At 60.0% G+C, this 24585-nt stretch carries 29 protein-coding genes and 1 tRNA gene; 15 read left to right on the top strand and 15 right to left on the bottom strand.

All coding sequences use genetic code 11. The features are described 5' to 3' along the window. Nucleotides 1-20: 20 nt before the first annotated feature. The gene (locus tag Q0837_RS16555) at nt 21-1328 is read right to left on the bottom strand and encodes a GGDEF domain-containing protein (protein WP_298471259.1); all 1308 of its coding nucleotides are present in this window, start codon (nt 1326-1328) and stop codon (nt 21-23) included. A gap of 263 nt (nt 1329-1591) precedes the next feature. Between Q0837_RS16555 and Q0837_RS16560 the strand changes: the two genes are divergently transcribed. Next, nucleotides 1592-2641, top strand: a complete 1050-nt coding sequence (locus Q0837_RS16560; RefSeq protein ID WP_298471261.1) for a ribonucleotide-diphosphate reductase subunit beta — start codon at nt 1592-1594, stop codon at nt 2639-2641. Between the two features lie 103 nt (nt 2642-2744). After that, nucleotides 2745-3746: a hypothetical protein gene (locus tag Q0837_RS16565; protein ID WP_298471264.1), complete on the top strand. Its 1002-nt coding sequence runs from the start codon at nt 2745-2747 to the stop codon at nt 3744-3746. Nucleotides 3747-4091: 345 nt separating this feature from the next. Here Q0837_RS16565 and Q0837_RS16570 read toward each other — a convergent pair whose 3' ends face one another. Then, complete coding sequence (locus Q0837_RS16570) at nt 4092-4448, bottom strand: endonuclease domain-containing protein (protein ID WP_298471267.1); 357 nt, start codon at nt 4446-4448, stop codon at nt 4092-4094. 174 nt (nt 4449-4622) lie between these two features. Beyond that, complete coding sequence (locus tag Q0837_RS16575) at nt 4623-5540, bottom strand: hypothetical protein (protein WP_298471270.1); 918 nt, start codon at nt 5538-5540, stop codon at nt 4623-4625. Between the two features lie 479 nt (nt 5541-6019). On the opposite strand from Q0837_RS16575, the gene Q0837_RS16580 reads away from it, so the two are divergent. After that, nucleotides 6020-6505: a DUF2314 domain-containing protein gene (locus Q0837_RS16580; protein ID WP_298471273.1), complete on the top strand. Its 486-nt coding sequence runs from the start codon at nt 6020-6022 to the stop codon at nt 6503-6505. 35 nt (nt 6506-6540) lie between these two features. Here the strand turns inward: Q0837_RS16580 and Q0837_RS16585 are convergent, their stop codons facing one another. The 3 genes from Q0837_RS16585 to Q0837_RS16595 form a co-directional block, all read right to left on the bottom strand. Continuing rightward, nucleotides 6541-7044 carry a nuclear transport factor 2 family protein gene (locus tag Q0837_RS16585; RefSeq protein WP_298471276.1) on the bottom strand — a complete coding sequence of 168 codons (504 nt, stop codon included), beginning with the start codon at nt 7042-7044 and terminating at the stop codon, nt 6541-6543. A gap of 112 nt (nt 7045-7156) precedes the next feature. Continuing rightward, complete coding sequence (locus Q0837_RS16590) at nt 7157-7606, bottom strand: thermonuclease family protein (RefSeq protein ID WP_298471279.1); 450 nt, start codon at nt 7604-7606, stop codon at nt 7157-7159. Nucleotides 7607-7667: 61 nt separating this feature from the next. Next, the gene (locus Q0837_RS16595) at nt 7668-8123 is read right to left on the bottom strand and encodes a hypothetical protein (protein WP_298471282.1); all 456 of its coding nucleotides are present in this window, start codon (nt 8121-8123) and stop codon (nt 7668-7670) included. A 105-nt stretch (nt 8124-8228) separates the two neighbouring features. Between Q0837_RS16595 and Q0837_RS16600 the strand changes: the two genes are divergently transcribed. Both Q0837_RS16600 and Q0837_RS16605 read left to right on the top strand, forming a co-directional pair. Next, the gene (locus tag Q0837_RS16600) at nt 8229-8765 is read left to right on the top strand and encodes a DUF4440 domain-containing protein (RefSeq protein ID WP_298471285.1); all 537 of its coding nucleotides are present in this window, start codon (nt 8229-8231) and stop codon (nt 8763-8765) included. Between the two features lie 57 nt (nt 8766-8822). Further along, nucleotides 8823-9200, top strand: a complete 378-nt coding sequence (locus tag Q0837_RS16605) for a hypothetical protein (RefSeq protein WP_298471288.1) — start codon at nt 8823-8825, stop codon at nt 9198-9200. A 5-nt stretch (nt 9201-9205) separates the two neighbouring features. Here the strand turns inward: Q0837_RS16605 and Q0837_RS16610 are convergent, their stop codons facing one another. Continuing rightward, complete coding sequence (locus Q0837_RS16610; protein ID WP_298471291.1) at nt 9206-9862, bottom strand: hypothetical protein; 657 nt, start codon at nt 9860-9862, stop codon at nt 9206-9208. A 163-nt stretch (nt 9863-10025) separates the two neighbouring features. Here Q0837_RS16610 and Q0837_RS16615 point away from each other — a divergent pair, with 163 nt between their 5' ends. After that, the gene (locus Q0837_RS16615; RefSeq protein WP_298471294.1) at nt 10026-10289 is read left to right on the top strand and encodes a DUF465 domain-containing protein; all 264 of its coding nucleotides are present in this window, start codon (nt 10026-10028) and stop codon (nt 10287-10289) included. A gap of 235 nt (nt 10290-10524) precedes the next feature. Here the strand turns inward: Q0837_RS16615 and Q0837_RS16620 are convergent, their stop codons facing one another. From Q0837_RS16620 to Q0837_RS16630, 3 genes are all read right to left on the bottom strand, one after another. Beyond that, entirely contained in the window at nt 10525-10926 is a 402-nt protein-coding gene (locus Q0837_RS16620) for a hypothetical protein (RefSeq protein WP_298471297.1), read from the bottom strand. Nucleotides 10927-11181: 255 nt separating this feature from the next. Continuing rightward, the gene (locus Q0837_RS16625) at nt 11182-11739 is read right to left on the bottom strand and encodes a hypothetical protein (protein ID WP_298471300.1); all 558 of its coding nucleotides are present in this window, start codon (nt 11737-11739) and stop codon (nt 11182-11184) included. A gap of 142 nt (nt 11740-11881) precedes the next feature. Beyond that, nucleotides 11882-12229 (bottom strand): DUF2282 domain-containing protein, encoded by a 348-nt coding sequence (locus Q0837_RS16630; RefSeq protein WP_298471302.1) that lies wholly within the window; start codon nt 12227-12229, stop codon nt 11882-11884. A gap of 226 nt (nt 12230-12455) precedes the next feature. Here Q0837_RS16630 and argB point away from each other — a divergent pair, with 226 nt between their 5' ends. The 6 genes from argB to Q0837_RS16660 all read left to right on the top strand — a co-directional run bounded on the left by argB (nt 12456) and on the right by Q0837_RS16660 (nt 16801). Beyond that, nucleotides 12456-13355, top strand: a complete 900-nt coding sequence (gene argB, locus Q0837_RS16635) for an acetylglutamate kinase (RefSeq protein ID WP_298471304.1) — start codon at nt 12456-12458, stop codon at nt 13353-13355. 89 nt (nt 13356-13444) lie between these two features. After that, a complete protein-coding gene (locus Q0837_RS16640) occupies nt 13445-13738 on the top strand; it encodes a YggT family protein (RefSeq protein ID WP_298471308.1) in 294 nt (97 codons plus the stop codon). Nucleotides 13739-13752: 14 nt separating this feature from the next. Then, on the top strand, nt 13753-14646 hold the full coding sequence (gene folD / locus Q0837_RS16645; RefSeq protein WP_298471311.1) for a bifunctional methylenetetrahydrofolate dehydrogenase/methenyltetrahydrofolate cyclohydrolase FolD: 894 nt from the start codon (nt 13753-13755) through the stop codon (nt 14644-14646). A 71-nt stretch (nt 14647-14717) separates the two neighbouring features. Continuing rightward, nucleotides 14718-15287, top strand: a complete 570-nt coding sequence (locus tag Q0837_RS16650) for a hypothetical protein (RefSeq protein ID WP_298471313.1) — start codon at nt 14718-14720, stop codon at nt 15285-15287. A 43-nt stretch (nt 15288-15330) separates the two neighbouring features. Continuing rightward, nucleotides 15331-16095 (top strand): hypothetical protein, encoded by a 765-nt coding sequence (locus tag Q0837_RS16655; RefSeq protein WP_298471316.1) that lies wholly within the window; start codon nt 15331-15333, stop codon nt 16093-16095. Between the two features lie 58 nt (nt 16096-16153). Next, nucleotides 16154-16801, top strand: coding sequence for a MarC family protein (locus Q0837_RS16660; RefSeq protein ID WP_298471822.1), 648 nt, complete (start codon nt 16154-16156; stop codon nt 16799-16801). Here the strand turns inward: Q0837_RS16660 and Q0837_RS16665 are convergent. Further along, nucleotides 16798-17220 carry an MAPEG family protein gene (locus Q0837_RS16665; RefSeq protein WP_298471319.1) on the bottom strand — a complete coding sequence of 141 codons (423 nt, stop codon included), beginning with the start codon at nt 17218-17220 and terminating at the stop codon, nt 16798-16800. The two genes, Q0837_RS16660 and Q0837_RS16665, sit on opposite strands and share 4 nt — an antisense overlap. Further along, nucleotides 17217-17864 carry a TetR/AcrR family transcriptional regulator gene (locus Q0837_RS16670; RefSeq protein ID WP_298471324.1) on the bottom strand — a complete coding sequence of 216 codons (648 nt, stop codon included), beginning with the start codon at nt 17862-17864 and terminating at the stop codon, nt 17217-17219. The genes Q0837_RS16665 and Q0837_RS16670 overlap by 4 nt, the downstream gene beginning before the upstream one ends. A gap of 127 nt (nt 17865-17991) precedes the next feature. On the opposite strand from Q0837_RS16670, the gene Q0837_RS16675 reads away from it, so the two are divergent. Next, a complete protein-coding gene (locus tag Q0837_RS16675) occupies nt 17992-19053 on the top strand; it encodes a serine hydrolase (protein ID WP_298471327.1) in 1062 nt (353 codons plus the stop codon). Here the strand turns inward: Q0837_RS16675 and Q0837_RS16680 are convergent. Next, entirely contained in the window at nt 19040-19651 is a 612-nt protein-coding gene (locus Q0837_RS16680; RefSeq protein ID WP_298471331.1) for an LON peptidase substrate-binding domain-containing protein, read from the bottom strand. The two genes, Q0837_RS16675 and Q0837_RS16680, sit on opposite strands and share 14 nt — an antisense overlap. Nucleotides 19652-19659: 8 nt before the next feature. Further along, the gene (locus Q0837_RS16685; RefSeq protein WP_298471825.1) at nt 19660-20589 is read right to left on the bottom strand and encodes a tetratricopeptide repeat protein; all 930 of its coding nucleotides are present in this window, start codon (nt 20587-20589) and stop codon (nt 19660-19662) included. Between the two features lie 228 nt (nt 20590-20817). Here Q0837_RS16685 and Q0837_RS16690 point away from each other — a divergent pair. Continuing rightward, nucleotides 20818-20892 (top strand) — tRNA-Gly (locus tag Q0837_RS16690). 186 nt (nt 20893-21078) lie between these two features. Continuing rightward, nucleotides 21079-23271, top strand: coding sequence for a TonB-dependent receptor (locus Q0837_RS16695; RefSeq protein ID WP_298471333.1), 2193 nt, complete (start codon nt 21079-21081; stop codon nt 23269-23271). Nucleotides 23272-23340: 69 nt separating this feature from the next. Here Q0837_RS16695 and Q0837_RS16700 read toward each other — a convergent pair whose 3' ends face one another. Beyond that, a complete protein-coding gene (locus Q0837_RS16700; protein ID WP_298471336.1) occupies nt 23341-24516 on the bottom strand; it encodes a trans-acting enoyl reductase family protein in 1176 nt (391 codons plus the stop codon). Nucleotides 24517-24585 lie beyond the last annotated feature (69 nt).

Consider the following 24585-nt stretch of genomic DNA (forward strand, 5'->3'; position numbering starts at 1 on the left):
AACAGCCGGTCAAATCCTCGTCAGGCGCAGGCGCCCACCGGCGAGTCGATTTCGATCGCTTTGACCCGGTTTCGGCCAGCGCGCTTGGCGTTGTATAGCGCGGCGTCGGCGGTTTCGATCAGGTCTTCGCGGTTCACTTCGCCGTCCATCGGGGCGAGAGCGATGCCGATGGATGTGGTGACGATCGACTTGCCCGAAGGGCCTACCGGCACGAGCATTGTCGAAATCCGGTGTCGCACTTCTTCGGCAACGCGGCCGATATCGCCGAGCGCTTCCTCGTACACAGCCGCGACAAATTCTTCGCCGCCATAGCGCGCCGCTACGCCTCCGGCCTTGTCGAGCAGCGATCCGAGTTCGTGTCCGACCAGTCGTAAGCATCCGTCGCCTGCCTGATGACCGTGGGTATCGTTGAAGGCCTTGAAATGATCGAGATCGATCATCAACACCGCGATCCGGCCTTGCGGCTTTCCGTCCGTGGTGTTCGCCCACAGGCGCTGTTCGACCATCTCTTCGAACACGCGCTCGAAACAGCGGCGATTGGGCAGGCCGGTCAGCGGGTCTCGCTCCGAAAGCGCGCGCAGTCGCTCATTTGCCTGGAGCAGCTTTTCCGAGGTCATGGTCGACCGCAAATTGAGCACAAAATTCCGCTGCCGCAATCGTTCGAACCGAAGGGCGATCGGCAAGGTCGAAAGCGCGACAACCGTCAGCAGGACGAGGTAGTCGAGATAGGCGACGAGCGGGAATGGCGAGCCGAGGACCAGCGCCGTAGCCGCAGTGACAATCAGGGCGGCGTTGAACAGCACCAGCTCCCGCATCGTGTAGGGCATCACGATATTGGCAAGGCCCACAATCAGCGGAGTGGCCGTCAGATACTGCGCGGTGTTCTCCGGGGGCAGGTTCACTGCCAGCACGACAAGCACCGCGATGAAGGCGCTGGGCGCGGCGGTCATGCAGATCTTGGTCAGGATCGTCCACCTGCGGGACGCGGCGTACAGCCCGACCAGAGTTATCGGACAGACGGCCAGCACCCGGTAGACGAACCCGTCCCGGGCGACGGACGGCGCAATCAGATAATCGACGGCAATCGTGGCAAGGCACGACAGCAGGCCCAGCATGAACAGGAAATGCTGTTCCTGGTAAAATCGCTTGGTGACGGTTTCCTGGTACCGACTGCGGATCGCATCGGGCCAGCGGCGCAGCGGTTCGGCGCTTTCGATGATTCGGTCCACGCTCTCGAGCGCAATCTCCGACGATGCATCGGACCCGCTCACCGGTTCCGGCTCGGCAGGTGCCGCATCTGCCGCAGAGATTGTCTGGATCGCCCCCATGACCCCGCCTTAGCCCGCCATGCTTAAGGCACCGTTAGCCTCGGCCCGAAACCTTGCAGGCCTTTGCCAGATCCGCAAAAATACGGCACACTTGCGCGGCGCACACGTTAATCCGTTGAGCATGCTGCAAGAGGGCACCGGGCCCACACCGTTCGACTCAGAAAAAGCACGGTTTATCCCCGCGTAAATCTACCCCCTTGCCTTCGATTCGCAGCTCTGATTCCCTATATGGGTAAGCCAACACGCGATAAGGAAACCACAAGATGTCGTTGCTCGAAGCCCGGAACACCTACAAGCCGTTCGAATACCCATGGGCTTACGAGTTCTGGAAACGCCAGCAACAGATCCACTGGATGCCCGAGGAAGTGCCCTTGGGAGAGGATTGCCGCGATTGGGCGCAGAATATCACCGAGCATGAGCGCAACCTGCTCACCCAGATCTTCCGATTCTTCACCCAGGCCGATGTCGAGGTGCAGGATTGCTATCACGACAAATATGGCCGCGTGTTCAAACCGACCGAGATCAAGATGATGCTCGCCGCCTTCTCCAATATGGAGACGGTGCATATCGCGGCCTACAGCCACCTGCTCGACACGATCGGCATGCCCGAAAGCGAATACAGCGCCTTCCTCGAATATGAGGAAATGGCCGACAAGCACAATTACATGCACCAGTTCAGCGTCGACACCGATGAGGATATCGCGCGCACGCTCGCCATGTTCGGCGGCTTCACCGAAGGGCTGCAGCTGTTCGCCAGCTTCGCGATGCTGATGAACTTCCCGCGCTTCAACAAGATGAAGGGCATGGGCCAGATCGTCAGCTGGTCGGTCCGCGATGAGACTTTGCACTGCGAAGGCATCATCAAGATGTTCCACACCTTCTGCGAAGAGCGCGACTGCCTGACCAAGGCGGTGAAGGAAGACATCATCGATATCTGCCAGAAGACCGTGCGGCTTGAAGACGCCTTCATCGATCTCGCCTTCGAAATGGGCCCGGTCGAAGGGATGACGGCCAAGGATATCAAGAAATATATCCGCTACATCGCCGACTGGCGTCTGGGTCAGCTGAATCTTCAGCCGATCTACATGATCGACGAGCACCCACTGCCATGGCTCAGCCCACTGCTGAACGGTGTCGAGCACGCCAACTTCTTTGAAGCCCGCGCGACCGAATATTCGAAGGGCGCAACCAAGGGCGACTGGAACACCGTATGGTCAAGCTTCGACAAGCGCCAGAAGGCGAAAGCGCCGGCTGAAGGCGAAGCGGTGAATGACGGGCCGGATATGTTCGGGGCTGTTGAAGCGGCGGAGTGAGAACTCCGGACTCTTTTCTCCCACTCAGTTGCGGCTCTGCTTTCGTTTTTTTGGATTGCTCCCATTCGACCGCTCTGTGGTCACGCTGAGGGCAGGAGAATGAATGTTACGAAAACGGGCAGCCACCAATGCCAGACGTCTAATTACCGGTCAGGCTCAAGGGTCTGATCTCGACACTCTGTACCTTGACCTTGCAGAACTGGGCGAGCTTCCGCCCATTCTGCGCGATCTGAGAGATTTTGTCGCGCATCGAGGCGCTAGGAACCAGGGACACCATCATAACTGGGTGAGCGCCATCGTGGAGAGCGCGCGTTTCATATACGCGCAGACTGCAAGCCTCTCACTCGACGAGAATGATGTAGCCAATGTGTTGAAATCTAGAGCCTTGGTAGCATCACGAGTGTCTCCAAAGCCCAACGCTAGCGAGTATGTGGGAAGAGCCAAGCGGATTATTAGAACAGTCGAAGGATGGGATCCCAAGACTGGGCTTAAATGGGCGAAACGACCGACAGCGAGAGATAGGAAATTCTCGGACCAACTTCTCGGCAAAATGGATATCCCAAACCTGTTCGACCCAGATGACCTTGCTCGGCAGATGCTCAAGAGGATTTCAGATCAAGACGTAATGAATACCGGTCTTGGGGATGAGGTCTATGAACCGGTAAAAAGAAGGCTGGCACTTCACGCCGCGGCTACGTTGCATGGTGCGGTCGTCGTTGCGAAAGATCGACCCGATATTACTCTTCGACTCGACATGCGATCTCCGATCAGCATCGCCGCTATCGGAGAGCTAAAACCTCACCATCTACATCCAGTAGGGCAATGGAGTTTCACATTTCATGTCTTCAATACCAATATTTCCACGAAAGAGGGTAGTACTTTAGGTGAACCACCCCCATCAGATAAGGTCACTCTTGCCAATGCCGACTGGCCGCTCGAATTTCGGAATGAAATGATAATGCCGATGGATGTCCCGCCCAGTGCTTGGGTAAAGGAGTATGCAGCTCATTCTCGCCAAAAAAACACCGATCATTCCAGCTCTTCTGGATCTTTGGGCAAGTCGATTTTGCTAAGTATGACTGACAAGAACGGCCACTTTGAATAACCATTTGGCCGCATTGAAGATTGACGAAGCAACTATGGCTAAGAGATCTCGCCAAGTTTCCCCTCCCGCTTGCGGGAGGGGTTAGGGGTGGGCTTGGCCTGGTCCATTGCTCGATTACACGCCCACCCAGTTGCGACTAAGCTCGCTACGCTCACTAAGTCTCACGGTCCTCCCGCAAGCAAGAGGGATCAAGGAGCGCCCACCCCTCTGCGACTAAGTTCGCCTTTGGCTCACCAAGTCTCGAGACCCTTCCGTGAACGGGAGGGTGGAGATACGTGCCCACCTTATTGCGACTAAGCTCACTGCGTTCGCTAAGTCTCATGTCCCTCCCGCAGGCGGGAGGGATTAGGTTTTGCGCAAATCTTCGATTTTGGCGCTGATTGCTTGGACTACGCCCTCGATGTTGTCCTTCGCCTCGGCGTTGGTGAAACGCATTACAGTGTAGCCATTCTCTGCCATCCACTGATCTCGCGTAACATCCCGTTCCGGCGCGACATCATGGCTGTGGCCGTCGAGTTCGATCAGCAGTTTCAACTCCCGGCAGAGGAAGTCGGCGAAGTATGGGCCGACCGGCATCTGGCGGCTGAACTTTGCGCCGAGCTGGCTGCGGGAGAGGTGTTCCCAGAGCGCGCGTTCTGCTGGTGTGGCTTCGCGGCGTAGCGAGCGGGCGCGTTTGGTGTTTCTGGGTTGCCAGTTGGGCATGTGTTGCTTTTGCCCACCCCCAGCCCCTCCCGCAAGCGGGAGGGGAGCGATAAGGGCCACCGCGGCGCAATGCGCCCTCTTCGATTCCCCGCAAGCGCGAAGAGAGTAGCTTGGCCACCTTTTTCTAGGATCTGACTGCTCAGACAGTCAGGGATCACCTTCACCTCCAAACCGCTAACGATACTCGCCCTTCTCATAGGCCGTCACAACGCCCGGACTTGGCACGCGGCAGGTTTGTGGGGCGTCGAAGAAAAACAGGCATTTTGGCCGGCCATTCTCGAATGACACATCGACCGCGCCGTTCGACACCTGGCCGAGCGTGTTAAAACGGTAGCGTGCATTGATCCGGATCGGCCTGCCGTCCGCGCCAGTTCTGACGGACACTTGCGAAATGCTGCCGCCGATATAGCGATTCATCATCCAGCCTTGGGCATTTACCCGGACCAGCGCATCGACCAGCTTGCTGTAATCGGACTTCACATAGGCCCCGCCGCCGCCCCGCACCGTCGCCAGAGTTGCGCTATTGGCCAGCCGCAGGGGAGCCTGCTGCGATCCGAACCGTTCGAGGTTCGCCTGAAAGCGCTTCAAGGCAGCGCTGCCGCAGCTGTTCTGCGCAAGCAGCCGGTCCATATCCCCTTTTGCCGACAATGCGACATCGGTCATGCGGCGCGACGCGGCGGCGGGATCGGAGCCTTGCCTTGGAATGATGTCGCCTAGGACCTCTCGCGATAGCTTTGCATCGAGGTTGGATGAAATGCGCAGCAGCGCGGGATCGGCGTAACGCCCGGTTCCATAGGTTTCGTATTGGGAGCAATATCGGTTGGTCTCGACGCCGAAGCCGTTTCTGGTGACGGTCTCGGCGATGCAGCGCGTCTTGGTCAGTTCGACTTTGTTGCGCGGCAAGTGGCTGGGGCAGATGCGCGAATAGGCATTGATGAACTCGCTGAGCAAGAACGAATAGGCCGACCCGTCGCGCTCCATGCGCGCATTGCCGAAATCGCCGAGGTAAAGGGCTGTCACTTCGCTTTCAAAATTGAGCCCATCGACCTTCAGACTGGTGGGCGACAATCCGGCTTGGGACGATGCCGTCACAGACGAGACAAGAAAGGCGAACGACACAAAAACAGACAATAAAACGCGCACGCCAAACCCCCAAAAAAGCGAAAACTCTACCGGAATTCAAAGTACTGCATGACAATAGTATCTGCAACGCTTCCTGTGATCTTGGAGACAACTGGGGACGACATTGCGGAACCGCCTAGGCGCGTAGACGGGGGTGAACCTTCGTCCATTTTCCTACAGCATGGCTGAGGTGGTAGGCGCGGGCCATGAATTCGCTTTTCCCTCAACGCCTTGCAGCCCCAAAGCCCTTCCCAACCAGCGTGTTTCAAGTTGGAGAAGTGTCAACTTCGCCAATCGCTCGCAACCCTTTCAAACTAAACGGTAAATCTACAGAAACGGTGCCTGACACACTGTCATTTGTGTCAACTTCGCTTGGCCACTCGCAGCGCTCAATCTCTTCTCAACCGTTGCGTGTTATCGCCGCGCGTAATGCATACGGAGCTTTGACCATGACGTTTCGACCGACCCTTCTTGCCCTGAGCCTCGCGCTCACTGCTGCGCCGCTTGCGCCGGCCTTCGCGCAGGCTGCTGATGAGCCCGATCCCATTGTCGAGCTGCCCACGGACGACGCGGAAATGAATGCGGCCAAGGATGAGGCGCGCGCGACGATTGACGAATGGCTCGATGTGCTGATCGACCCGCCGTTCGGCACGCGCGATATTGCGTTCAAGTTTCCGCTCGACGGGTGGGAGCATATCTGGGTCGACAATGTCCGGCTCGACGGCGAATTTCTCGAAGGGCAGCTTGCCAATTCGCCGCATTCCGATGGCTATCAATATCGCGATTTCGTGCGCGTTTCGATCTACGATGTGTCCGATTGGTCCTATCGCGACACGGACGGCGTGATGCACGGCCACCGCACCACCCGCGTGCTGTTCCCCGAGTTGGAGCCGGAGCTGGTCGCTCAGATCAAGGCTGACTTCGGCTGGGAGTAAGCGCCGGATCCGGGCCTGGATCCCTCAACGTCGCGTCAACGCGAACCGATGCCAAAATCCATCGAATCGACCCGCGCGGCGTCACTGCGCGCAGTGTCTGTCGCGACGCGGGTTTCCTCGGCGGCGCGGGCCATGTCGGCGTCGTCCATCTCGTTCTGCACCCGCGCGGTGTCGAAGGACTGGCTGCCTTTGGTGATCCGCCCGTCAGCGCCGAATTCCCACAGGTCGAACAATTCCAGTTCGAACGGGTCGCCGCCCTTGAAACGCATCACCGCGCGCCAGTGGATCGCCGCGCGCTCGTCTTCGATCGTCGATGATTCCATCCGCAAGTCGAGCAGGTCGAGCTGTTCGAACAGCTCCTTCGCCACCTCTTCGGGCTGGTTCGACTTTCCGCCGGGAAACTCCATGATGATGCTGCCATCGCCGACGAAGCGAAACTCGGCGTGCGGCGCGAACAAGTCCGGAAAGCGCGACAGGTCGCCGGTGGCGCGCGCCTTGTAAACGGATCCGATAGTGGCGAGCATGTCATCGCGGTTCATAGCCGGTCTTCCCCTGTACATTTCGAGTCGCGGGGCAGGATAGCACGGTTCGAGCTAGGCTGCGGGACGCTTTCCTACGGGGCCGAGTGGGTGGTAGGCACGAAGGCATCGGTCAACACCATGCGATACGCGGTCCGCCCCACCGTTCGGCAAGGCCTTCGGACACCAGCGTCTCGCCAAGGCTTCTGCCGCCTCGCATCACCACGCGAAGGGCTCTGCCATAGCGATCGGTGTCGCGGCCACCGCTGCCTCGGGCTAGCGTGAATGGGCCGGCGTTGAGAAGCGCCTGCATCCTCTGCGTGGCACGGCGACCAATGGCGGCTTCGCGGTCACAACCGGGGCGCGAGATTTCAGGCGTGTCGATGTCGGCGATGCGGATCTTGGTGCCGCGATACCAGATCGTGTCACCATCAACGATGCAGGTGATGCGGCCCGAACCCTTGCAGATTGGGAAGGTGGCGCGCTCGCTATCTCGCGAAGTGGCTGCGGGCATAGCGCTCTCGGCAAAGGCAGGTGGTCCGAGCAGGAGAGCGGACAACAGGACAATCGCGCCAAATCGCATGGCGCGACTTTGGCGTTGGCGATGACGAAAGTCGGCTCAGGAACAGCCCTAAGGGGCAGGCCTAAGTGACACCCCCTAACAGAACCCGCGAATACCAGCGGTGGAAGGGCATCAGCGTCTTGACGATCCCGCGATCGGGCTGGCCGACCCAACTGCCGAACAGCAGCGTAGTCGTCTTGTCATGCGGCTTGACCGAGAGCCAGCTGGCAGTGGTGCCGCGAAAGTCCTGGAGTAGGATCTCATCGTCGCGGCGTTCGATCACCTTCCAAGCTGCGAAGCTGTCTGCCGCGCCGCTGGCAAGTTCCTGCACATCCGAATTGTTCGCGCCCTTGCCGATCAGTCCGAGCACGATCCGCTCGGGTCGAAAGGCGACGGAACAATAGAAGCGCTCGATAAACTGCGTAAGTGAGACCTGTCCGGGAACCTCGCACTGGAAGCAGTCGCGATAAGCCTCTGCCGGACCAAATTCCGCCAACAGGCTTCCTCTGGGGATGGTGATGTTCTCAACTTTAGCCATATCTATGATATATCGTTGAGACGGGCGGTAGGGCAAGCCCTTGCGTCGCTTGATCCAAGTCAATGCCGCGTGTATTAATCGAATAACACACCTCAAGGAGATCCCATGTTTTCGGCAATCGCTCTGATGTTAGCACAGGCTGCGCCCGCCACCGAACCGCCGCCGATTCCGTCTATCGAGGACGCGCGCGTTCAAATCGCGGAGCTGGATTCTCGGCTATTTTGGGCTGCGTTCGAAGGGTGCGAACCGGATGAATTGGGCGGCATTCTCGCCGAGGACTTCCGCATGTTGCATGATTTGGGCGGACTTGCAGTGCCGAGCCGCGACGCCTTTCTTGCCTCGATCGCGCAACAATGCGCTGACCGAGAGCCGGACGGAGCCAATCCAGGCTACAAGAACCGCCGCCTGCTCGTTCCCGGATCGCGCACGGTCACGCCGCTTGGCGAATGGGGCGTGCTGGAACGCGCGCACCACACTTTTCACGAATGGCGCGGCGGAGACAAAGGGTGGGAGCAAGTGGGCGGCGCACGCTACATCCATGTCTGGCAGTGGATCGCCGAAGAGGGGCGCTTTCGCCTCGCCGAAAGCCTCAGCATCGACCATGGCGCGGCTGAGCCTTACCCGCCTGCCAAACGGGATTAAGCGCGTCTTTACCGATATTTGCGATACCCGACTGGTGTTGAATGAAGGGGTGTCGCGATGTTCGGAAAAGTGTTTTTCGGTGGCTCAGTAGTCGTGCTGGGCGTGATGTATTCGGCTGGCATGCTTGGCGATGGACCAAGCGCGGACGGCGACGACGGTATTCCCGCGGCCGCGGTCAATGGTTGGGGCGAATACTGCACCAATCAAGTCGAGAAACTGGTCGACATTGCTGAAGACCACAAGAAGCCCGGCGGCGGCATGCGCGAGCCTAGCTTTACGACTGGAGTGCGCGTTGCGAAGATCATGAACAACATCGACAGCGCGGGCTGCAACCCAAGCATGGCTCCGGCTTCGGTACGGGCTGATCTTGGTATGACTTCAGGGCTTCAAAGCGGCGACTGGGGCGGAGACAAAACCAGCGACTGGGGCAACTGAGGTCCTCATTCCCAACCCCATGCGGGCGGCGGCGCCTCGACTTCCTCGCTGAGGTCAAACTCAACCCGGAAGAAGCGATCTTCCGGGGCTCCGCCGTCGACAGTCCGGCGCAGTTGATAGGCGAAGGTTCCGCCGTCCGTATCCGCTGACGTCACCTCGACACTCCAGACATTGGTCACCGAGGCGGGCAAGTCCTCGCGCTCGAACAGAGAGATACTCTCGGCATCGACCGGGAAGTTCTGTATGTTCTCCACGCCTGCCTCCGCGGTGTCCCCCCCATACATCGTCACCGCATCACTGGAGCCGTCCTCGTGCCGGTGATCATGCTTAAGCCGCAATCCGCCAGCATCGTTGCGCGTGATAAGCCAGGTCCGCGACCGGTCCCATTTTCCGCCAAGCTCGACATGAAATGGGATCGCGATTCTCGTGTCGCTGCATTCGCTGACATGCATGCGCATATCGGCGCTGGCGAAGTCGGCATCGGCGGGGTCCTCGCTCACCAGCTTGCCGGCATAGGCTTTGCCGCAATGGCTCGACAGCGCCTCCCAAAACACGTCTTGTGGGCCAAAGCTGGGCGGTGCGACCTTGATTTCTTCGCTGCAGGCAGTGAGCGAGGCAATGGCAAGGATGGGCGAAAGTGTGAGTGTGCGAGAGATAGGCATGCCGCGCCGTATCAGCATGAGGAGCCTGGCGACAATGCCGTTTGGTTCGGCGCTGAGCGCAATCTTTGCCGGTCAGTTCCCTCGATCGCAATTGACCCACATCAAAGACTGCTTTCCAGCCCGCCTATATTCTCTCTTCGAAAGCCAAAGGGAGAATTCCGATATGTCAGCCCACACGCCGCACGAACTCCATGACGAGTTTCCTCATGACGCCGAGACTCTGCGCAGGCTGAAGTCAGGAAACGCGCATTTCTGCAAGCTGGCTGACCGCTACCATGCCGTAAACCGGGCGATCCACCGGATCGAGGCGGAGATTGAGCCGTGCAGCGATGAACACACCGATCGATTGAAGAAACAGCGCCTGTCACTTCTCGATGAAATCGCTGCGCTCCTTGAGAAAGCAGAAGCCAACTTGGTCCACGCATAACATGCCCGGGGTCCACCTTCTTCGCCGGCGTTTGTCGCCATTCTCAGCCCTGCAACGACGGCACCGCAAGCGAGGGGTTGGAATCGCGACCTTGGGAGCCGTGATTGCTGCTCGGCGAACGGCGCGAATTGCCCGAACAATTGCCCGCCAGATGCGGTGAGGCACCGCTGCGGACCTATGAGAGTGGCGTATGAGGCGATACGCCACTCTCACCAATTGGCCGCATCCGATTGGGTCAATTGAGACGCTGCCGATCAGGCTTGGCCACGACCTGCCAGCGATCACGGTAGAGTAATTGGCCGGGGTTGCGGGTCCACAGACGTGCTACCGGCACGCCGCAATCCTCGATCAGAGCGACCATCACTTGCATATGGCCGATGGCTTCGCGTGCATTGTCGTGAAACCAGCAGATGCCATCATCCCACCAGCGCCCCTTTGCCTTCACGTCAAAGCGCTTCGGCACCGGAAGTTGGTCGTTGAACCAATTGAGTTCGCGGCGCAGCGCGATCAGAACCGGATCACAGTCCTGATCACCGCTCCACCAAAGATCGGATGCTATCCGGAACGGTCCTGGCGCCAGCTTGGCACGCGTGACTGTTCCGCCGTGCTCCTTGGGCACGGTGAATCGTAAGTACATTTGGAAAATCCCCTGCGGGAGGTGCAATGCAGCGAACGCGCGCCGCAGACCTCCAGAAAACGGGGACTAAGCGGCTCGGTTGTGTTCGGCGATGGATTGCGCGGGTTTCCCCGCCGAATTGCGGCCTTCTGGAGGTATGAGCATTGTAAACATCAGCGCCTCCTTTCAGGCATCTTGCGCATGGGGTGAATCCCACAGCGGGAAGGCGCCATTAGGCTTCCGTTACGGCAGGTGCAAGCAATTGTGCCCAGCGGATTATTCGGAGCACCAATTCTTTGGCTCGGCTCCCCAGCCGCTTTCTGCCGCGAGACCGCGCTTGATCATGGTTTCAGCGAGGAATTCGCGCGAACCGTCACGGGCGACGCGGCGTGCGGCGCGCAGTTCGCGCCCGTATTGATCGTAAGGCGGGTCGTCGGCCCCATTCCATTCGATTGGCCCCTCGCCAATCCAGTCGTGCAAAGCGCCTCGCGCCTTCTGTGCGGCCTCCCGTTCGGCCTGGCATGCTCCGTCCAGTTCAGGCGCGTCGAAGCCTGTCAGGCGGATGCGCCTGCGATCATTGCCGAAACCTATGATTAGAGTGTCGCCGTCGACAACGCAGCCTGCCGCTTCAGAAGAGCGCTCTCCGCATAGCGCGAAGTCCTGCGTCACGCGGACCCAGCCTTGCTCTTCCATTACCGGCCGCACGCCGAACCACCATGCTGCCATAACGATCAATAGCAGCACAGGTACACGCCACAGCACCCACCAACTGGCGAAGCGTCCGCCGGTGCGGCGGCGCTTGAACCGGGGAGTGCGGGATCGGCGTTTGAGCATCGTTCCACGATAGCAGGGCTGCTGGGCGGTCACCAAATGCGGATCGCCAGTTTTGGTGAGCAACGCAAAAGGCCGCCGGGTTTCGCCCCGGCGGCCTCTTTATTTGCGAAGGCGGATAAAGCCGCCTTGGTGCCAAAGCGGCTTAGGCTGCGATCTCTTCGAGCGAGCCAGTGCCATTCGGCGTTTCGATGGTCAGGCAAGTGCCAGCATCGACATAGGTCCAGGCATTGCCTTGATAATCGACAACGCTGGTACCGGCGCAGCTGGTGCCCGGGCCTGCGGCACAGTCATTTTCGCCAGCTTTGGAAACGCCGTAGCACTTTTCCTTTTCGCCGCTGCCAGCAGAAGCAAGTGCTTCGGCTTCAGTCGAAGCAGCGCCTTCACCAGCGGCGGTGGCTTCGGTCGGTGCATCGGTGCCGCCCGAGCAAGCTGCGGCGAGACCGGCAGCAGCTGCGAGAGCAATCGAGCCTTTAAGGCGAGTGGTGTTCATGTTTGAGTGTCCTCCGTTCCAAGCATTCCTGACGGCACGAATTGCGCGCCGCTCTCCAGGCGATTCGCACTCAATCAACAAACGGTTACAGTGCCAAGTGCAAAATTCGAAAGCTGTTGCAGCCTACCGCATGAACCGACCGCTTTGCAGCGCGGATTGAAGCCGCTAAGCGCAGCTTCATTCGAAACGCGCCGCGCTGCGGGCGAACTGGGGAAGGCGTACCGCAATGACAGCAGATAGCGACCAGGCGACGTTGGCCAAGGCCGAGGTGCTGATCGAGGCGCTGCCCTATTTTCAGCGCTATGCCGGACGCACCTTTGTGGTGAAATATGGCGGCCACGCGATGGGCAACCCACAGGCCGCGCGCGACTTTGCTGAGGATATCGTGCTGCTGCGAGCGGTCGGCATCAACCCGGTGGTTGTGCATGGCGGAGGTCCACAAATCGGCGCGATGCTGGAAAAGCTCGGCGTCGAAAGCACATTTGTCGATGGGCTGCGCGTTACCGATGAAGCCACAGCCAAGGTCGCGGAAATGGTCCTGTCCGGCGCGATCAACAAGGAAATCGTCGGTTGGCTCGGCAAGGCAGGCGGCAAAGCTTTGGGCCTGTCGGGCAAAGACGGCGGTTTGGTGACTGCGCGTAAGGTCGAGCGCACGACCCGCGATCCCGAAAGCCTGCTCGAAAGTGTGGTCGATCTGGGGTTTGTTGGTGAACCGGCTGAGGTCGACACGAGCGTAATAGACACGGCGGTGGCTGCCGGAATGATCCCGGTTATTGCGCCGATCGCAGGCGGCGAAGATGGGGCGACCTACAATATCAACGCCGACACGATGGCGGGAGCGATTGCGGCGGCCTTGGGTGCAGCGCGACTGTTCCTGCTGACCGACGTGGCGGGGGTGCTTGACGGAAACGGTGAGCTGCTGACCGATCTGACGCCAGCAGACATTGCCAAATTGCGCGAAGACGGCGTGATCACCGGCGGCATGGTGCCCAAGCTGGAAACTTGCGTGAACGCCGTCGAGGCGGGCTGCGAAGCGGCGGTTGTGCTCGATGGCCGGGTAGCCCACGCAATGCTGCTCGAATTCTTCACCGCACGCGGTGCCGGTACGCTTGTGAGGGGTGGCTAAAGCCGTATTAGTCGGGTAACACGCCCTCAACGGGACCTAAACACGCGCGGGCGGTCAGCCAGCGCGAAACAACGAGAGATTACCGCACTATGCAAGGATTAGACGTACTCTATCAGATCGTCTCGCTGCTGACGCAGGCGTTTGTGATGCTGATCATCATTCAGTTCGTGATTGGTCTGCTGTTCGCATTCAACGTCATCAGCCCCTCCAACGAATTTCTGCGACAGGTTTACGAATCCATCAATCGCCTGCTCGATCCGATTTTGCGGCCGATCAGGAATGTGATGCCGGCAACCGGAGCGATCGACTTCTCGCCTCTGGTGCTGATCCTGCTGCTGCAGATCGTGCTGATTATCCTCGGCAACCTTGCCACCGCCTACTGAGCTCAAGCGAAGACATGACAGCCACAAGGATCGACGGAAAAGCCTTTGCCGCGCGTTTACGAGAGCGCGTGGGAGAGAACGCACTAGGCTTTACTGAGGCGGCAGGGCGCAAGCCCGGCCTTGCCGTCGTGCTGGTGGGCGAGGACCCGGCGAGCAACGTCTATGTTCGCAGCAAGGGCAAAGCGACCGTTGCAGCCAATATGGAAAGCTTCGAGCATCGCCTGCCGGCGGACACCAGCGAGGCAGACTTGCTGGCGCTGGTCGAGCAGTTGAATGGCGATGAGGCGGTCGATGGCATTCTGGTCCAGCTGCCGCTCCCCGATCATCTCGACGAACAATCGATTATCGCCTCGATCAGCCCGGACAAGGATGTCGACGGCTTTCATGTGATCAACGCAGGGCGGTTGAGCGTAGGCCAGTCAGGGTTTGTGCCGTGCACGCCGCTGGGGTGCATGATGCTGCTGACTGACCGGTTGGGGGATCTGTCCGGCCTCGAAGCGGTCGTGATCGGGCGCTCCAACATTGTCGGCAAGCCGATGGCGCAGCTGCTGGTCGATGCCAATGCAACCGTCACGATTGCCCATAGTCGGACAAAGGATTTGCCCGCAGTCGTGAAGCGCGCCGATATTGTCGTCGCTGCGGTCGGACGGCCGGAGATGATCGGCAAGGATTGGCTCAAGGACGGGGCGACGGTGATTGATGTCGGTATCAATCGGTTGCCGCCTGAACCTGGTGCAGAAAAGGGCAAGCTCGTCGGCGATGTCGCCTTCGATGAAGCAAGCGAAGTAGCCGGTGCGATCACGCCTGTGCCGGGCGGCGTCGGGCCGATGACAATCGCCGTTCTGCTGCGCAACACGCTGGTCGCAGCGTATCGCAACGCTGGCCTTTCGGTGCCGGAAGAGCTTTGAAAGCGCTGGCGCCAATTGCTTTGGCGGTCGCCGTTACTGGCTGCGCCACAACTGGCACCGCGCGACCTGGAATGCCAGTACTTGCAGCGGATGTCGCTCAAAACCGCTTGGCGCAAGACGAAGGCGTCCTCACAGCATTGCGAGCTACTGCGGCAGAAAACGCGATCCTGTTTGCGCCCGGACCAATTGGTGCAAAAGAGTGGTTGGACGCTGCCGAGCCGTTTCCGCCGACAAACTGGCGGGCTCATCGCATCTTGGTTTCATGCGACGGGACAATCGGAGTTGCAACTGGCTCGATCAGTTGGGACGATCACCCCGGATATTACACCACGATCTGGCGCTATGAGACGCCGGGTGATGACAGTGCGCGGGGCAAATGGCGCTGGATCCTCTCGCACGGCGCCGGTGTAGATGAGCCACGCCCTGCTCCGGCAGCTCCGCAGGTCGAAGCCGCATCGTGTGATGCGCTTCCGGAGCCTTTAGTGAACATCGCCCGGATGGGTCACTCGGCAGATGCCAGCCTAAGGTATCGCTGGTCTTTCGATGAGGAAGCGGGCAAGAAACTGACCGTGGAACTGTGGGACGGCGCGGCCTATCGGCTGGTTCTCGAAGACTCGCTCGCTCCCGGTCAGGAACAGTAAATCCTTCGATGGCCACGGCATGATTGACCGCATTGGAGGCCCCATGAAATCGCTGCCCACTCTCCTGCTTACCGGCGCAATCGTCGCTACCGTTTCTGCTTGCGCTGCTCCTCGGCAAGGTCCTCCTGTAAAGGTGATCGAACGCGTACTCTCAAGCGCGCCCGGCAAGGCGCAACCTAGCGCTATCGTCGCGACCGAGGTCGCCTATGCCCGCGAAGCCAAGCTGCAGGGCCAGTACACCGCTGCCGGCCAGTTCGCGGCATCCGGCGCGCTGCTTCATGGCCGCAATGGCCCGGTCCCTGCACTGGCTGTGTTCCAATCGACCGCAAATCCTGAGACCCCCGTCGAGTGGGGGCCGCGCACGGTTGTGATGAGCTGCGATGGAGCGCTAGCGTTAAGCGTTGGGCGGTTTCGCGATCAGGAAGGTCTTGTCGGCAATTACGTTACGACCTGGGTGCGCCAGGCCGACAACAGCTATAAATGGACCTATGATGTGGCCGGACGCGACGATCCGCAGCCACCGCCGCGCCGTCAATTCGAAGACGGCGACATCGTGGTGACGGCCATCGATTCTATCCTCGGGCTGGTTGCGACCTGCCCGAGCCGCGGTGAAGGCGTGCCGCCGCCGCCAGCCATTCCGATTGGTGAAGACGGTGCAAGCAACGCGCAGCTATCCCGCGATGGCACTTTGCGCTGGCGCTGGGAGCACCGCACCGACGGTACGAAATACGTCACCGCCGACTATTATTACGAAGGTGAATGGGTGACGGCGGTCGAAGAAAGCCTTGCATCGCCGCCAGAAGGATGATGAGGGGCAGCGCACGCTGCATCTTCACATTCTTGCATAAAGGCCCGGACGGATGGTCCTGCCAGAACTCTTCATTTCCGCGTTTATCACGCTGTTCGTAGTGATTGATCCGCCCGGCTGTGCGCCGATCTATGCCGGGCTGACCAAAGATGCGACCGCTGCACAAGCGCGGATCATGGCGCTGCGAGCGACTGCGATTGCAGCGGTGATCTTGGTGATCTTTGCGTTTTTTGGCGAAGACCTGCTGGGCGCGCTGCATATCGAGCTCGACAGCTTCCGCATCGCTGGCGGTTTGATGCTGTTCTGGATCGCGTTCGAGATGGTGTTCGAAAAGCGCACTCAGCGCCGAACGGAGCGCGCGGACAAGGTCTCCGCCTCCGAGGTCGAGGACGTGTCGGTCTTCCCTATGGCCATGCCGATGCTGGCCGGACCCGGTGCCATTGCGGCGGTTATGCTGCTGATGAATGAAGCCGACGGGGTGGAGCAGACGGTCGAAGTGTTTGTCGCGCTTGGGCTGGTGCTGGTGATCACCGCCGCCGCCTTGGTCGCAGCCGGACCGTTGATCCGGCTGCTGGGCGACAAGGTCGAAGCGGTGATTACGCGGCTGCTCGGCGTGTTGCTCGCCGCGCTCGCCGCGCAATATGTGATCGACGGGCTTAAGGGCGCGTTCGAGATCGGAACCGCGACCGCAAGCTCGATCGCTTAGGCAATCGTGCTGACGATCCCATAGGCCGAACCAAGCGCGACGCCGAGGGTCCCGAAAGCCCCCATCGCGCGCATCCCTGCGAATGCCTTGCGGCCTCCGGTCAGGTTCTCGCCATGCGACCCGGCGAGCGATGCAAAGCCGAGCGCGTGCAGGATGCGGGCGACCGCGAAGACGATGCACAGCACCAGCACGAAGGTGGTCTGGCCAGCAAGCATCTCGAACAGTGCGATCACCACAAGGAACAGTCCGGAATTCTCCGCCAGATTGCCATGGCGGCGAACCTTCCGTTCGAGGTCCTTGTCATCGCCGATGCCAAGGAACTGTCCCTTTGAGCGGTGCAGTCCAACGCTCAACATCAGGACGACCTGCAGGACTATCAGGAAGGCGCCGAGCGCGGCGGCGTAAATCGGTAAGTTCATGGGTCAGGGTGTTCCTCTTCCAAAATCGGGGTGTCTGGAAATCCAATCAGGGTCAGTGCAGCGTGGCCGGCGTCAAGCATGCGGGTGGGGTTCGATGACAGGCGCGACGAAGCAAAGGCCCCGTGCTGCAATTGCATCAGCGTGCGCCCCAATGCTTGCGGATCGCCATCAACGCCGCGTGCGGCCAGCGCATCGCGGGCAATCCGTATGAGGAACTCTTCCACCTGAGTGAAGACCCGCTCCGCTTCTTCGCGGATTTCAGGCATGTCCTGCCCCAGCTCCAGCGCTAGGCCGACCATCGGGCAGCCGAACACGTCACCCGTGTCCGCGTGGACCGCAGCATGCGCAGCGTAAGCGAGGCGGTAGATTTCTGCGAGGCGATCTTGCGGTGCGGAATACTTGTCGAATGTCGCAGCGAAGAACACTTCGAGTGTTACCACGCCGTTGAACTTCACCACGGCCAGCGCGAGGTCGCGCTTGTCAGCGAAATAGCGATAGACCGTCGCCTTGTTGACCTCCGCAGCCTCGGCGACCTGATCGACCGAGACCCCGTGGAAATTGCGACGCCAGAACAGCTGGGCAGCGGTGGCGACGATATGCGCCCTTGTGCGTTCGCCCTTGGTTGGAAGTGCTGCGATGTCCATAAGTAACCGTTTAGTTACTTCGGTGCAACCGGCAAAGCGCTGTGATGCGACGGATTGTCGCAAGCGGTCATTCGGTTTCGGTTCATTCGGCCTGACGCAACTGTGTCTGTCTTCGCAGGAGGTTTTTGTGTTTGAGGCTTTGAACAAGGTTGGTGTCGCAATCGCACTGGCCGTGTCCGTGATCGCAACACCAGCCGCCGCGCAGCCGATACCCGACCTCACCATCGAGCAAATGGAAGCGCAAATTCGCGCAGGCCAGCTTGGCAAAATCCGCGCAGTCGCAGCCGAGCAAGGTGGCGAGACCGTATATCGCGAGCGGTTTGGCAAAGGCGAGTTGGGTGACCGCGTCGATATCAAATCGGCTGGCAAATCGATCACAGCACTCGCCATTGGTGCTGCGATTGCAGACGGACACTTGGAAGGTACAGACCTGAAGGTCTGGCCCTATCTCGGCACGGACCGAGGGGAGCCGCATAACACGATCACTGTCGGCGACTTGCTGTCGATGTCATCGGCGCTCGATTGCAATGACTGGGACAGAGGCTCGCCGGGCCAGGAAGAGAAGATGTATCGCAAGCGCATATGGCGCGACTTTGCGCTGGCATTGCCTGCGCGCGAGTATGAGCGCGATGCGGATGGCGATGGCCCGTTCTCCTACTGCACGGCTGGTGTTTTCCTGCTGGGGCAAGTGGTCGAAAAGGCGGTTGGTGAGCGGTTTGATCTGTATGTTCAGCGCCGGTTGTTCGATCCGCTCGGGATCGACGGAGCCGAGTGGCGCACTTCGCGCAGCGGCGAGATTCAGTCGGGCGGGCAGCTGACGATCTCGGATACCGCACTGCTCAAGATTGCGCGGATGGTGATGGATGGCGGCATGTGCGAAGGCGAGCGGATTCTGCCCGAGGATTGGCTGCGTACCACGCTGACATCGCGGCATCAGCTTGGGGTGCATACCCATTACGGCTATTTGTGGTGGGCGATTCCGATCCGGTCGTCGCGCGGTTACGAGGCTGCATTCATGATGAAGGGCAATGGCGGCAATGTCGTCGCCATCGTGCCGACTTTGGACGCGGTGCTGGTCGTGCAGAGCGAGCACTACAATCGCAAAAAGGCCGAATGGAACACGTTCGTCGTTCTGACGACTCTGCTCCGTAGTATGCCGGTTCCGGACCAAAGTCCTATTGAAGGGTGATGATCTCTTCGTCGCCGTCGCGGCGGCCATAGAACTGCATCAGCTGCACCAGCAATTCGCACCGAGCCGACAGGTTCTGCGCCTCCAGCAATGCCTGCTTGGATGCCGGATCAAACGGAGCGATCTGCGACACGCCATTGATCAACGACATATCGTCAAGCCGTTCGACCGAATCCCAATCCACGCTGTAGCCCTGACGGTCGGCGAATTTACGCGCTTCGTCTTCAAACCCGCCACGCTGGGCGTAACTCAGCGCTTCGTCCTCATCGTCTTCGATCAACTCGCCTTCCACCTGCCGGAAAGCGGTCGTCACATCGAGCTCGCGCACCATCTTGAAGCGGCTCTCGCCTTCCAGAATCAAGTTATAGCGCCCGTCATCCATCGCCTCGATCTCGCCGATCCGCCCGACACAACCGACATCATACAGCGGCGCTCCGTCCTCCGAACGCTGGGGCTGGATCATGGCAATCCGGCGATCTCGCACAAGCGAGTCCCCAACGAGTGACCGGTAGCGCGGCTCAAAGATGTGCAGCGGCAGCTGAAGGCCCGGAAACAGCACCGCGCCGGTCAAAGGAAAGATCGAAAGACGTGTCGGCATCCGGCCGCTTATCCGAACAGGATCTTTGAGAGGCGCCGGCGGGCCGCAACCACCCACTCGTCTTCAAGGCCAACCGCCTCGAAGATTTGCAGGAGCTTTGCCCGCGCCGCGCCTTCGTTCCATTCGCGATCGGCTTCTACCATCGCTAGCAATGTGTCGGCGGCTGCATCACGTTCGTTGGCAGCGAAGGCCGCTTCGGCATAGGCAAGCTGAGCGTCCATATTGTCTGGGGCAGAAGCAGCAGCGGCCTTCAGTCCGGCAAGTTCGCTATCGTCGACCTGCGGACCCGCCAGTTCCAGCGCGCTCTTGGCGGCGGCAATCGCCGGATCGCTGTTGAGTTTTGGGTCGGCCTCGATGGCCGCCAGCACCTGTCCCGCTTCGTCTACCTGATCGAGCGCAATTAGCGCACGAATGAGCCCGGCATGCGCCGGAGCATTGTCGCCTGCAAATTCAGTTACCTGCGCAAAGATCCCCGCCGCACGCTGAGCATCGCCTTCACTGAGGGCTTGCTCACCCATCGCGATGAATTGTGCGATCTCTTCTTCAGAGGGGCCCTGCGGACCATCTGCGCCCTCTGCACCGGCTTGCACCGGAATCTTCTCGAGTATCTGATCGAGCACCTGCTTGAGCTGCGTTTCGGTCCGTGCGTTCGTCAGGTCGGCAACAGGTTGGCCCTGGAACATCGCGTAGACGGTCGGGATCGATTTCACCTGGAATTGGCTGGCGATGAACTGCTGTTCATCGACATTGATCTTCGCCAGGATCACGCCTTTGTCGGCGTAATCGGCAGCGACCTTCTCTAGCGTCGGCGTCAGCGCCTTGCACGGTCCGCACCACTCGGCCCAGAAATCTAGGATGACGAGTTTGCTTTGCGATGGCTCGACAACTTCCGTGCGGAATTTCTCGACTGCCTTTTGTTCTTCGATGTTGAGACCCATGCTGGCCAAGGGGGTTGCTCCTGTTGTTCAATATGCGCTGCGGTCATGCCTCCATGTGGTGCATGTCGCCGGTTTGTGAAGCGTGCACCTTCGCTGGAGGCTCAGGCGGCAGTGATCAAGCGCTAATTGGCGAAACTTAGGGCTTGCAGGCATTGCGGACCGCTGCTAATCGCGCCGCCTCCCCGGCAGAGAGGTGCGATTACAGCAATCTCTGCGAGGCGTCAGTGAGCGGGCGTAGCTCAGGGGTAGAGCACAACCTTGCCAAGGTTGGGGTCGGGCGTTCGAATCGCCTCGCCCGCTCCATTTTCATTTTTCCCGACATTCGAATTGTGCGCCTGGCGCGTGAGTGTGCCATTCCTGCCGCACATGGCTGGCAATGGTCGGCAGAAATGCGCCGTTCGTCGAGCTGCAATAAAAACACCCTTGCGCCAGTCTGAGTGCGTGCTAGCGGAATGATACGTTATCACATTCTCAATACGGAAGTTTTGTATGAAAACCCTTACCTCACGCATCGCTCTTGCGAGTGCGCTGTCCATTGGGCTTGCTGCCAGCCCTGCTTTTGCCGAAAACGGCGCAGCGGATGAACAGCAGCAGGGTTCCGAGACCGGATCGAGCGAAGAGCGCGTCGAAGACGACCTCCATACCCGCCAGGTCGATTACCAAGGTAACATCATCGTTAGCGCGGAAGGACTGCGCCAGCTCGACATTCTGGCAGGCACCAGCGTGCTGGAAGCCAACGAGATCCAGCGCAACCTGAACGGTCAGATTGGTGAAGTGCTGACCAAGCTGCCAGGCGTCTCCGCTTCGGGCTTCGCACCTGGCGCATCGCGGCCCGTGCTGCGCGGCTTCCAGGGCGAGCGCGTTCGAGTGCTGGTTGACGGGCTGGGCACTGCCGACGTTTCCAACACCTCGGTCGATCACGCCACCACCATCGACCCTCTGACGGCGGAGCGTATCGAAGTGCTGCGAGGCCCTGCCGTGCTGCTCTATGGCAGCCAGTCGATAGGCGGCGCGGTCAATGTGATTGACAAGCGTATCCCGACGCGCATCCCTGATGAAAAAATCCACTTCGATGCGCTTGCTGCGGTCGACACGGTCACCAACCTGCGCAGTGGCGGTGCTTCGGTCGATCTGCCGATTGGATCGAACTTCGTATTTCATGTCGATGGCAGTTGGCGCGAAACCGAAGACCTGGAGATCGCCGGCTTCCAGATCGCTGAAGAGCTCCGCGCGGAAATTCTCGAAGAAGCAGCCGAAGAGGAAGCGGAAGGCGAGCTCGAAGAGGCCGCAGAGTTCCGCGAAGCAGCCGACCAGCGGGGCTTTGTCCCCAACAGCGCCAGTGAGGCATGGACCGTCAATGCCGGTTTTGGTGTGATTTTGGGTGAAAGCACGTTTGGCGCGTCGATCGGCTGGTACGACACCAATTATGGCGTGCCGGGCCGTCCAGGCACCGAGCATGCGCACGGCGAAGAGGGAGAAGAAGGCGAAGAGGAGGAGGAAGAGGAAGGCGAAGAAATCGTCACCATCGACCTTGAGCAGTTCCGCGCCGATTTCAAAGCCGACATCGCGCTGGGCGACGGGTTCTTCTCCAAGCTGAAAGCCCGTGTTGGCTATTCCGACTACACCCACACCGAATTCGAGGGCGAGGAAGTCGGCACCGTATTCGACAGCGAAAGCATCGAAGCCCGGGTTGAATTCGTCCAGCAGCAAGCCGGTCCATGGCGCGGGTCAACCGGTATCCAGTACCTGCACCGTGACTTCTTCGCCGAAGGCGCTGAAGCTTACGTTCCGCCGAACCTGACCGATCAGTTTGCGATCTTCACACTCCAAGAGTTCGGCACAGGCCCGTTCCAGCTCGAAGCCGCAGCCCGTTTCGAAACCACCGACGTCGAGGCCCCGCCGATTGGCATTCAGCGCGACTTCCAGACCTTCTCCGGTGCGCTCGGCTTCATCTACGAAGGCGACAATGCGCTGCGTGCGGGGATCAATGTGTCGCGTGCCGAGCGTGCGCCGTCGGCTGAAGAGCTGTTTTCCGATGGCCCGCACATCGCGACGCAGGCCTTTGAAATCGGCGACCCCAATCTCGAGACCGAGAGCGCCTGGGGCGTCGAAGGGTTCGTTCGCGGCCAAGTCGCCGGCGCAACCTTCAGCCTTGCGGTCTTCAATCAGTGGTTCGACGACTACATCTACCTGACCGAGACCGGCAATGAAGAAGACGGCCTGCCTGTCTTCGTCTACCTCCAGCAGGACGCCGACTATTTCGGCTTTGAGGGCGAGGTGAGCTTCCCGCTGTTCGACACCGGCACGTTTGGCCTGATCGCCGATCTGCGCGCCTCTTATGTCGAGGCCGAGCTGGGTGACGGCACCGCTGTTCCGCGCATCCCGCCGCTCAGCCTGCTCGGCGCGCTCGAAGCGCAAAGCAGCGCGTTCGACATCCGCGGCGAAGTGCAATGGTTCGCCGCTCAGGAAGAGGTCGCCGCGTTCGAAACGGCAACCGACGACTTCGCCTTCGTCAACTTCCTAGTCGCCTGGCGTCCGCTGCCGAACAATGAAAACGTCACCGTGCAGCTTGCTGCAGACAACGTCTTCGATGTCTCCGGCCGCCGCCATGCCAGCTTCACCAAGGATTTCGTCCCGCTAGCGGGACGCAATTTCAAAGCGAGCGTGCGTCTGAGCTTCTAAGTCACCCTCTCCGTGACTGGAATGGCGGGCCGTCGGTTCATCCGATTGGCCCGCCATTTTTGTATCAGTTCAATTCTCCGCAGCGAAGCTCAATTCGGCGTGTTCTTCGAGCCGCTTCACGAGGTCTTCACCCAGGAAATAGCCCGGCGTGCCAATGCCGCCCGGCTTGTCGCACGATAGCAGGGCGATGCCGGTTTCGCTTAGCATCCGGCTGGTCGAGCCATATCCTGGATCGTACTTGCCCTTCACGCCGTAATGCACGCTCTCGCCATCAGGCATGTCAGCCACGAACAGCACGTCATAGAAACCGTTCTCACGCTCTTCCTTGCTCGGCCCTTCGCCTGGCTTGGGCGGTTTTGCGCCGAACGGGTTCTTCATCATTTCGACCGCGCCTTCGGCCATTTTCTTACCCGCTTCGCCGGGGCTGGTGAGCATCATCTCGTCATATTTGAAGTCCTCGCCATAGGGATGGCCGGCGAGGAAGTTGGTGCGGTGGACGTTCTTCGTATTGATCGGAGCCATCACGAACGGCGCGGCCCATTTGTCGAGATCCTTCTCATAAGCCGGGACCATCCCGTTTGGCTGGCTTGGTCCTTCGAACCCAGGCGTGAGAGCGAAGGGGCTCGCAAGCGTCTTGAAGATAGATGGGTTCTTGGCCGCCGCTTTCATCGTTGCGCCAAGGCTGGCTGCGGTGCCGCCAGAGAACGTGCCCGCCATGGCGCGAACACGACCACGGATGCGCGGGGCAGGTTTGCCAAAGCGCTCGATGGCGACCTTCTGCGTCATCAGCACGCCGAGGTCGAACGGGATCGAATCGAACCCGCTGGAAAAGCAGATGCGCGCGCCGGTTTTGACGGCTTCCTCCTGATGCTCGGCGATCTTGTCAGCCATCCATGCTGGCTCGCCGCACAGATCGGCGTAGTCGGTGCCGGTCTTCACACAGGCGGCGACCAGCTTGTCGCCATAGAGTTGGTAGGGGCCAACCGTGGTGAGCACGACCTTTGTCCGCGCACACATGGCTTCGAGATCGGCGGAGTCATCAGCGTTGGCGACCACCAGCGGCGTATCGGCAGGCGCACCGATCTCATCGCGCACGGCTTCGAGTTTGTCCTGACTGCGGCCCGCCATCGCCCATTTCGGGGCGTTGTCGCTGCTGCCGTAGTGATTGCTCAGATACTCGGCGACGAGGCGGCCGGTATAGCCGGTTGCGCCATAGACGATGATATCGAATTCAGTGTCTGCCATGGGGTCTTCTCCTTTGGCTATGCGCAATGCTCGCGAGCGGTGGCAGAGTCAAAGGGCTGGGTGCGGAGC

The sequence above is a fragment of the uncultured Erythrobacter sp. genome (assembly GCF_947499705.1).
In the GTDB taxonomy this organism is placed as follows: Bacteria; Pseudomonadota; Alphaproteobacteria; order Sphingomonadales; family Sphingomonadaceae; genus Erythrobacter.

Coding starts and splice junctions, on each gene's coding strand:
- Q0837_RS16555 (WP_298471259.1), bottom strand. CDS start 1,328: ATGGGGGCGATCCAGACAATCTCTGCGGCAGATGCGGCACCTGCCGAG.
- Q0837_RS16560 (WP_298471261.1), top strand. CDS start 1,592: ATGTCGTTGCTCGAAGCCCGGAACACCTACAAGCCGTTCGAATACCCA.
- Q0837_RS16565 (WP_298471264.1), top strand. CDS start 2,745: ATGTTACGAAAACGGGCAGCCACCAATGCCAGACGTCTAATTACCGGT.
- Q0837_RS16570 (WP_298471267.1), bottom strand. CDS start 4,448: ATGCCCAACTGGCAACCCAGAAACACCAAACGCGCCCGCTCGCTACGC.
- Q0837_RS16580 (WP_298471273.1), top strand. CDS start 6,020: ATGACGTTTCGACCGACCCTTCTTGCCCTGAGCCTCGCGCTCACTGCT.
- Q0837_RS16585 (WP_298471276.1), bottom strand. CDS start 7,044: ATGAACCGCGATGACATGCTCGCCACTATCGGATCCGTTTACAAGGCG.
- Q0837_RS16590 (WP_298471279.1), bottom strand. CDS start 7,606: ATGCGATTTGGCGCGATTGTCCTGTTGTCCGCTCTCCTGCTCGGACCA.
- Q0837_RS16595 (WP_298471282.1), bottom strand. CDS start 8,123: ATGGCTAAAGTTGAGAACATCACCATCCCCAGAGGAAGCCTGTTGGCG.
- Q0837_RS16600 (WP_298471285.1), top strand. CDS start 8,229: ATGTTTTCGGCAATCGCTCTGATGTTAGCACAGGCTGCGCCCGCCACC.
- Q0837_RS16605 (WP_298471288.1), top strand. CDS start 8,823: ATGTTCGGAAAAGTGTTTTTCGGTGGCTCAGTAGTCGTGCTGGGCGTG.
- Q0837_RS16610 (WP_298471291.1), bottom strand. CDS start 9,862: ATGCCTATCTCTCGCACACTCACACTTTCGCCCATCCTTGCCATTGCC.
- Q0837_RS16615 (WP_298471294.1), top strand. CDS start 10,026: ATGTCAGCCCACACGCCGCACGAACTCCATGACGAGTTTCCTCATGAC.
- Q0837_RS16620 (WP_298471297.1), bottom strand. CDS start 10,926: ATGTACTTACGATTCACCGTGCCCAAGGAGCACGGCGGAACAGTCACG.
- Q0837_RS16625 (WP_298471300.1), bottom strand. CDS start 11,739: ATGCTCAAACGCCGATCCCGCACTCCCCGGTTCAAGCGCCGCCGCACC.
- Q0837_RS16630 (WP_298471302.1), bottom strand. CDS start 12,229: ATGAACACCACTCGCCTTAAAGGCTCGATTGCTCTCGCAGCTGCTGCC.
- argB (WP_298471304.1), top strand. CDS start 12,456: ATGACAGCAGATAGCGACCAGGCGACGTTGGCCAAGGCCGAGGTGCTG.
- Q0837_RS16640 (WP_298471308.1), top strand. CDS start 13,445: ATGCAAGGATTAGACGTACTCTATCAGATCGTCTCGCTGCTGACGCAG.
- folD (WP_298471311.1), top strand. CDS start 13,753: ATGACAGCCACAAGGATCGACGGAAAAGCCTTTGCCGCGCGTTTACGA.
- Q0837_RS16650 (WP_298471313.1), top strand. CDS start 14,718: ATGCCAGTACTTGCAGCGGATGTCGCTCAAAACCGCTTGGCGCAAGAC.
- Q0837_RS16655 (WP_298471316.1), top strand. CDS start 15,331: ATGAAATCGCTGCCCACTCTCCTGCTTACCGGCGCAATCGTCGCTACC.
- Q0837_RS16665 (WP_298471319.1), bottom strand. CDS start 17,220: ATGAACTTACCGATTTACGCCGCCGCGCTCGGCGCCTTCCTGATAGTC.
- Q0837_RS16670 (WP_298471324.1), bottom strand. CDS start 17,864: ATGGACATCGCAGCACTTCCAACCAAGGGCGAACGCACAAGGGCGCAT.
- Q0837_RS16680 (WP_298471331.1), bottom strand. CDS start 19,651: ATGCCGACACGTCTTTCGATCTTTCCTTTGACCGGCGCGGTGCTGTTT.
- Q0837_RS16685 (WP_298471825.1), bottom strand. CDS start 20,589: ATGGGTCTCAACATCGAAGAACAAAAGGCAGTCGAGAAATTCCGCACG.
- Q0837_RS16695 (WP_298471333.1), top strand. CDS start 21,079: ATGAAAACCCTTACCTCACGCATCGCTCTTGCGAGTGCGCTGTCCATT.
- Q0837_RS16700 (WP_298471336.1), bottom strand. CDS start 24,516: ATGGCAGACACTGAATTCGATATCATCGTCTATGGCGCAACCGGCTAT.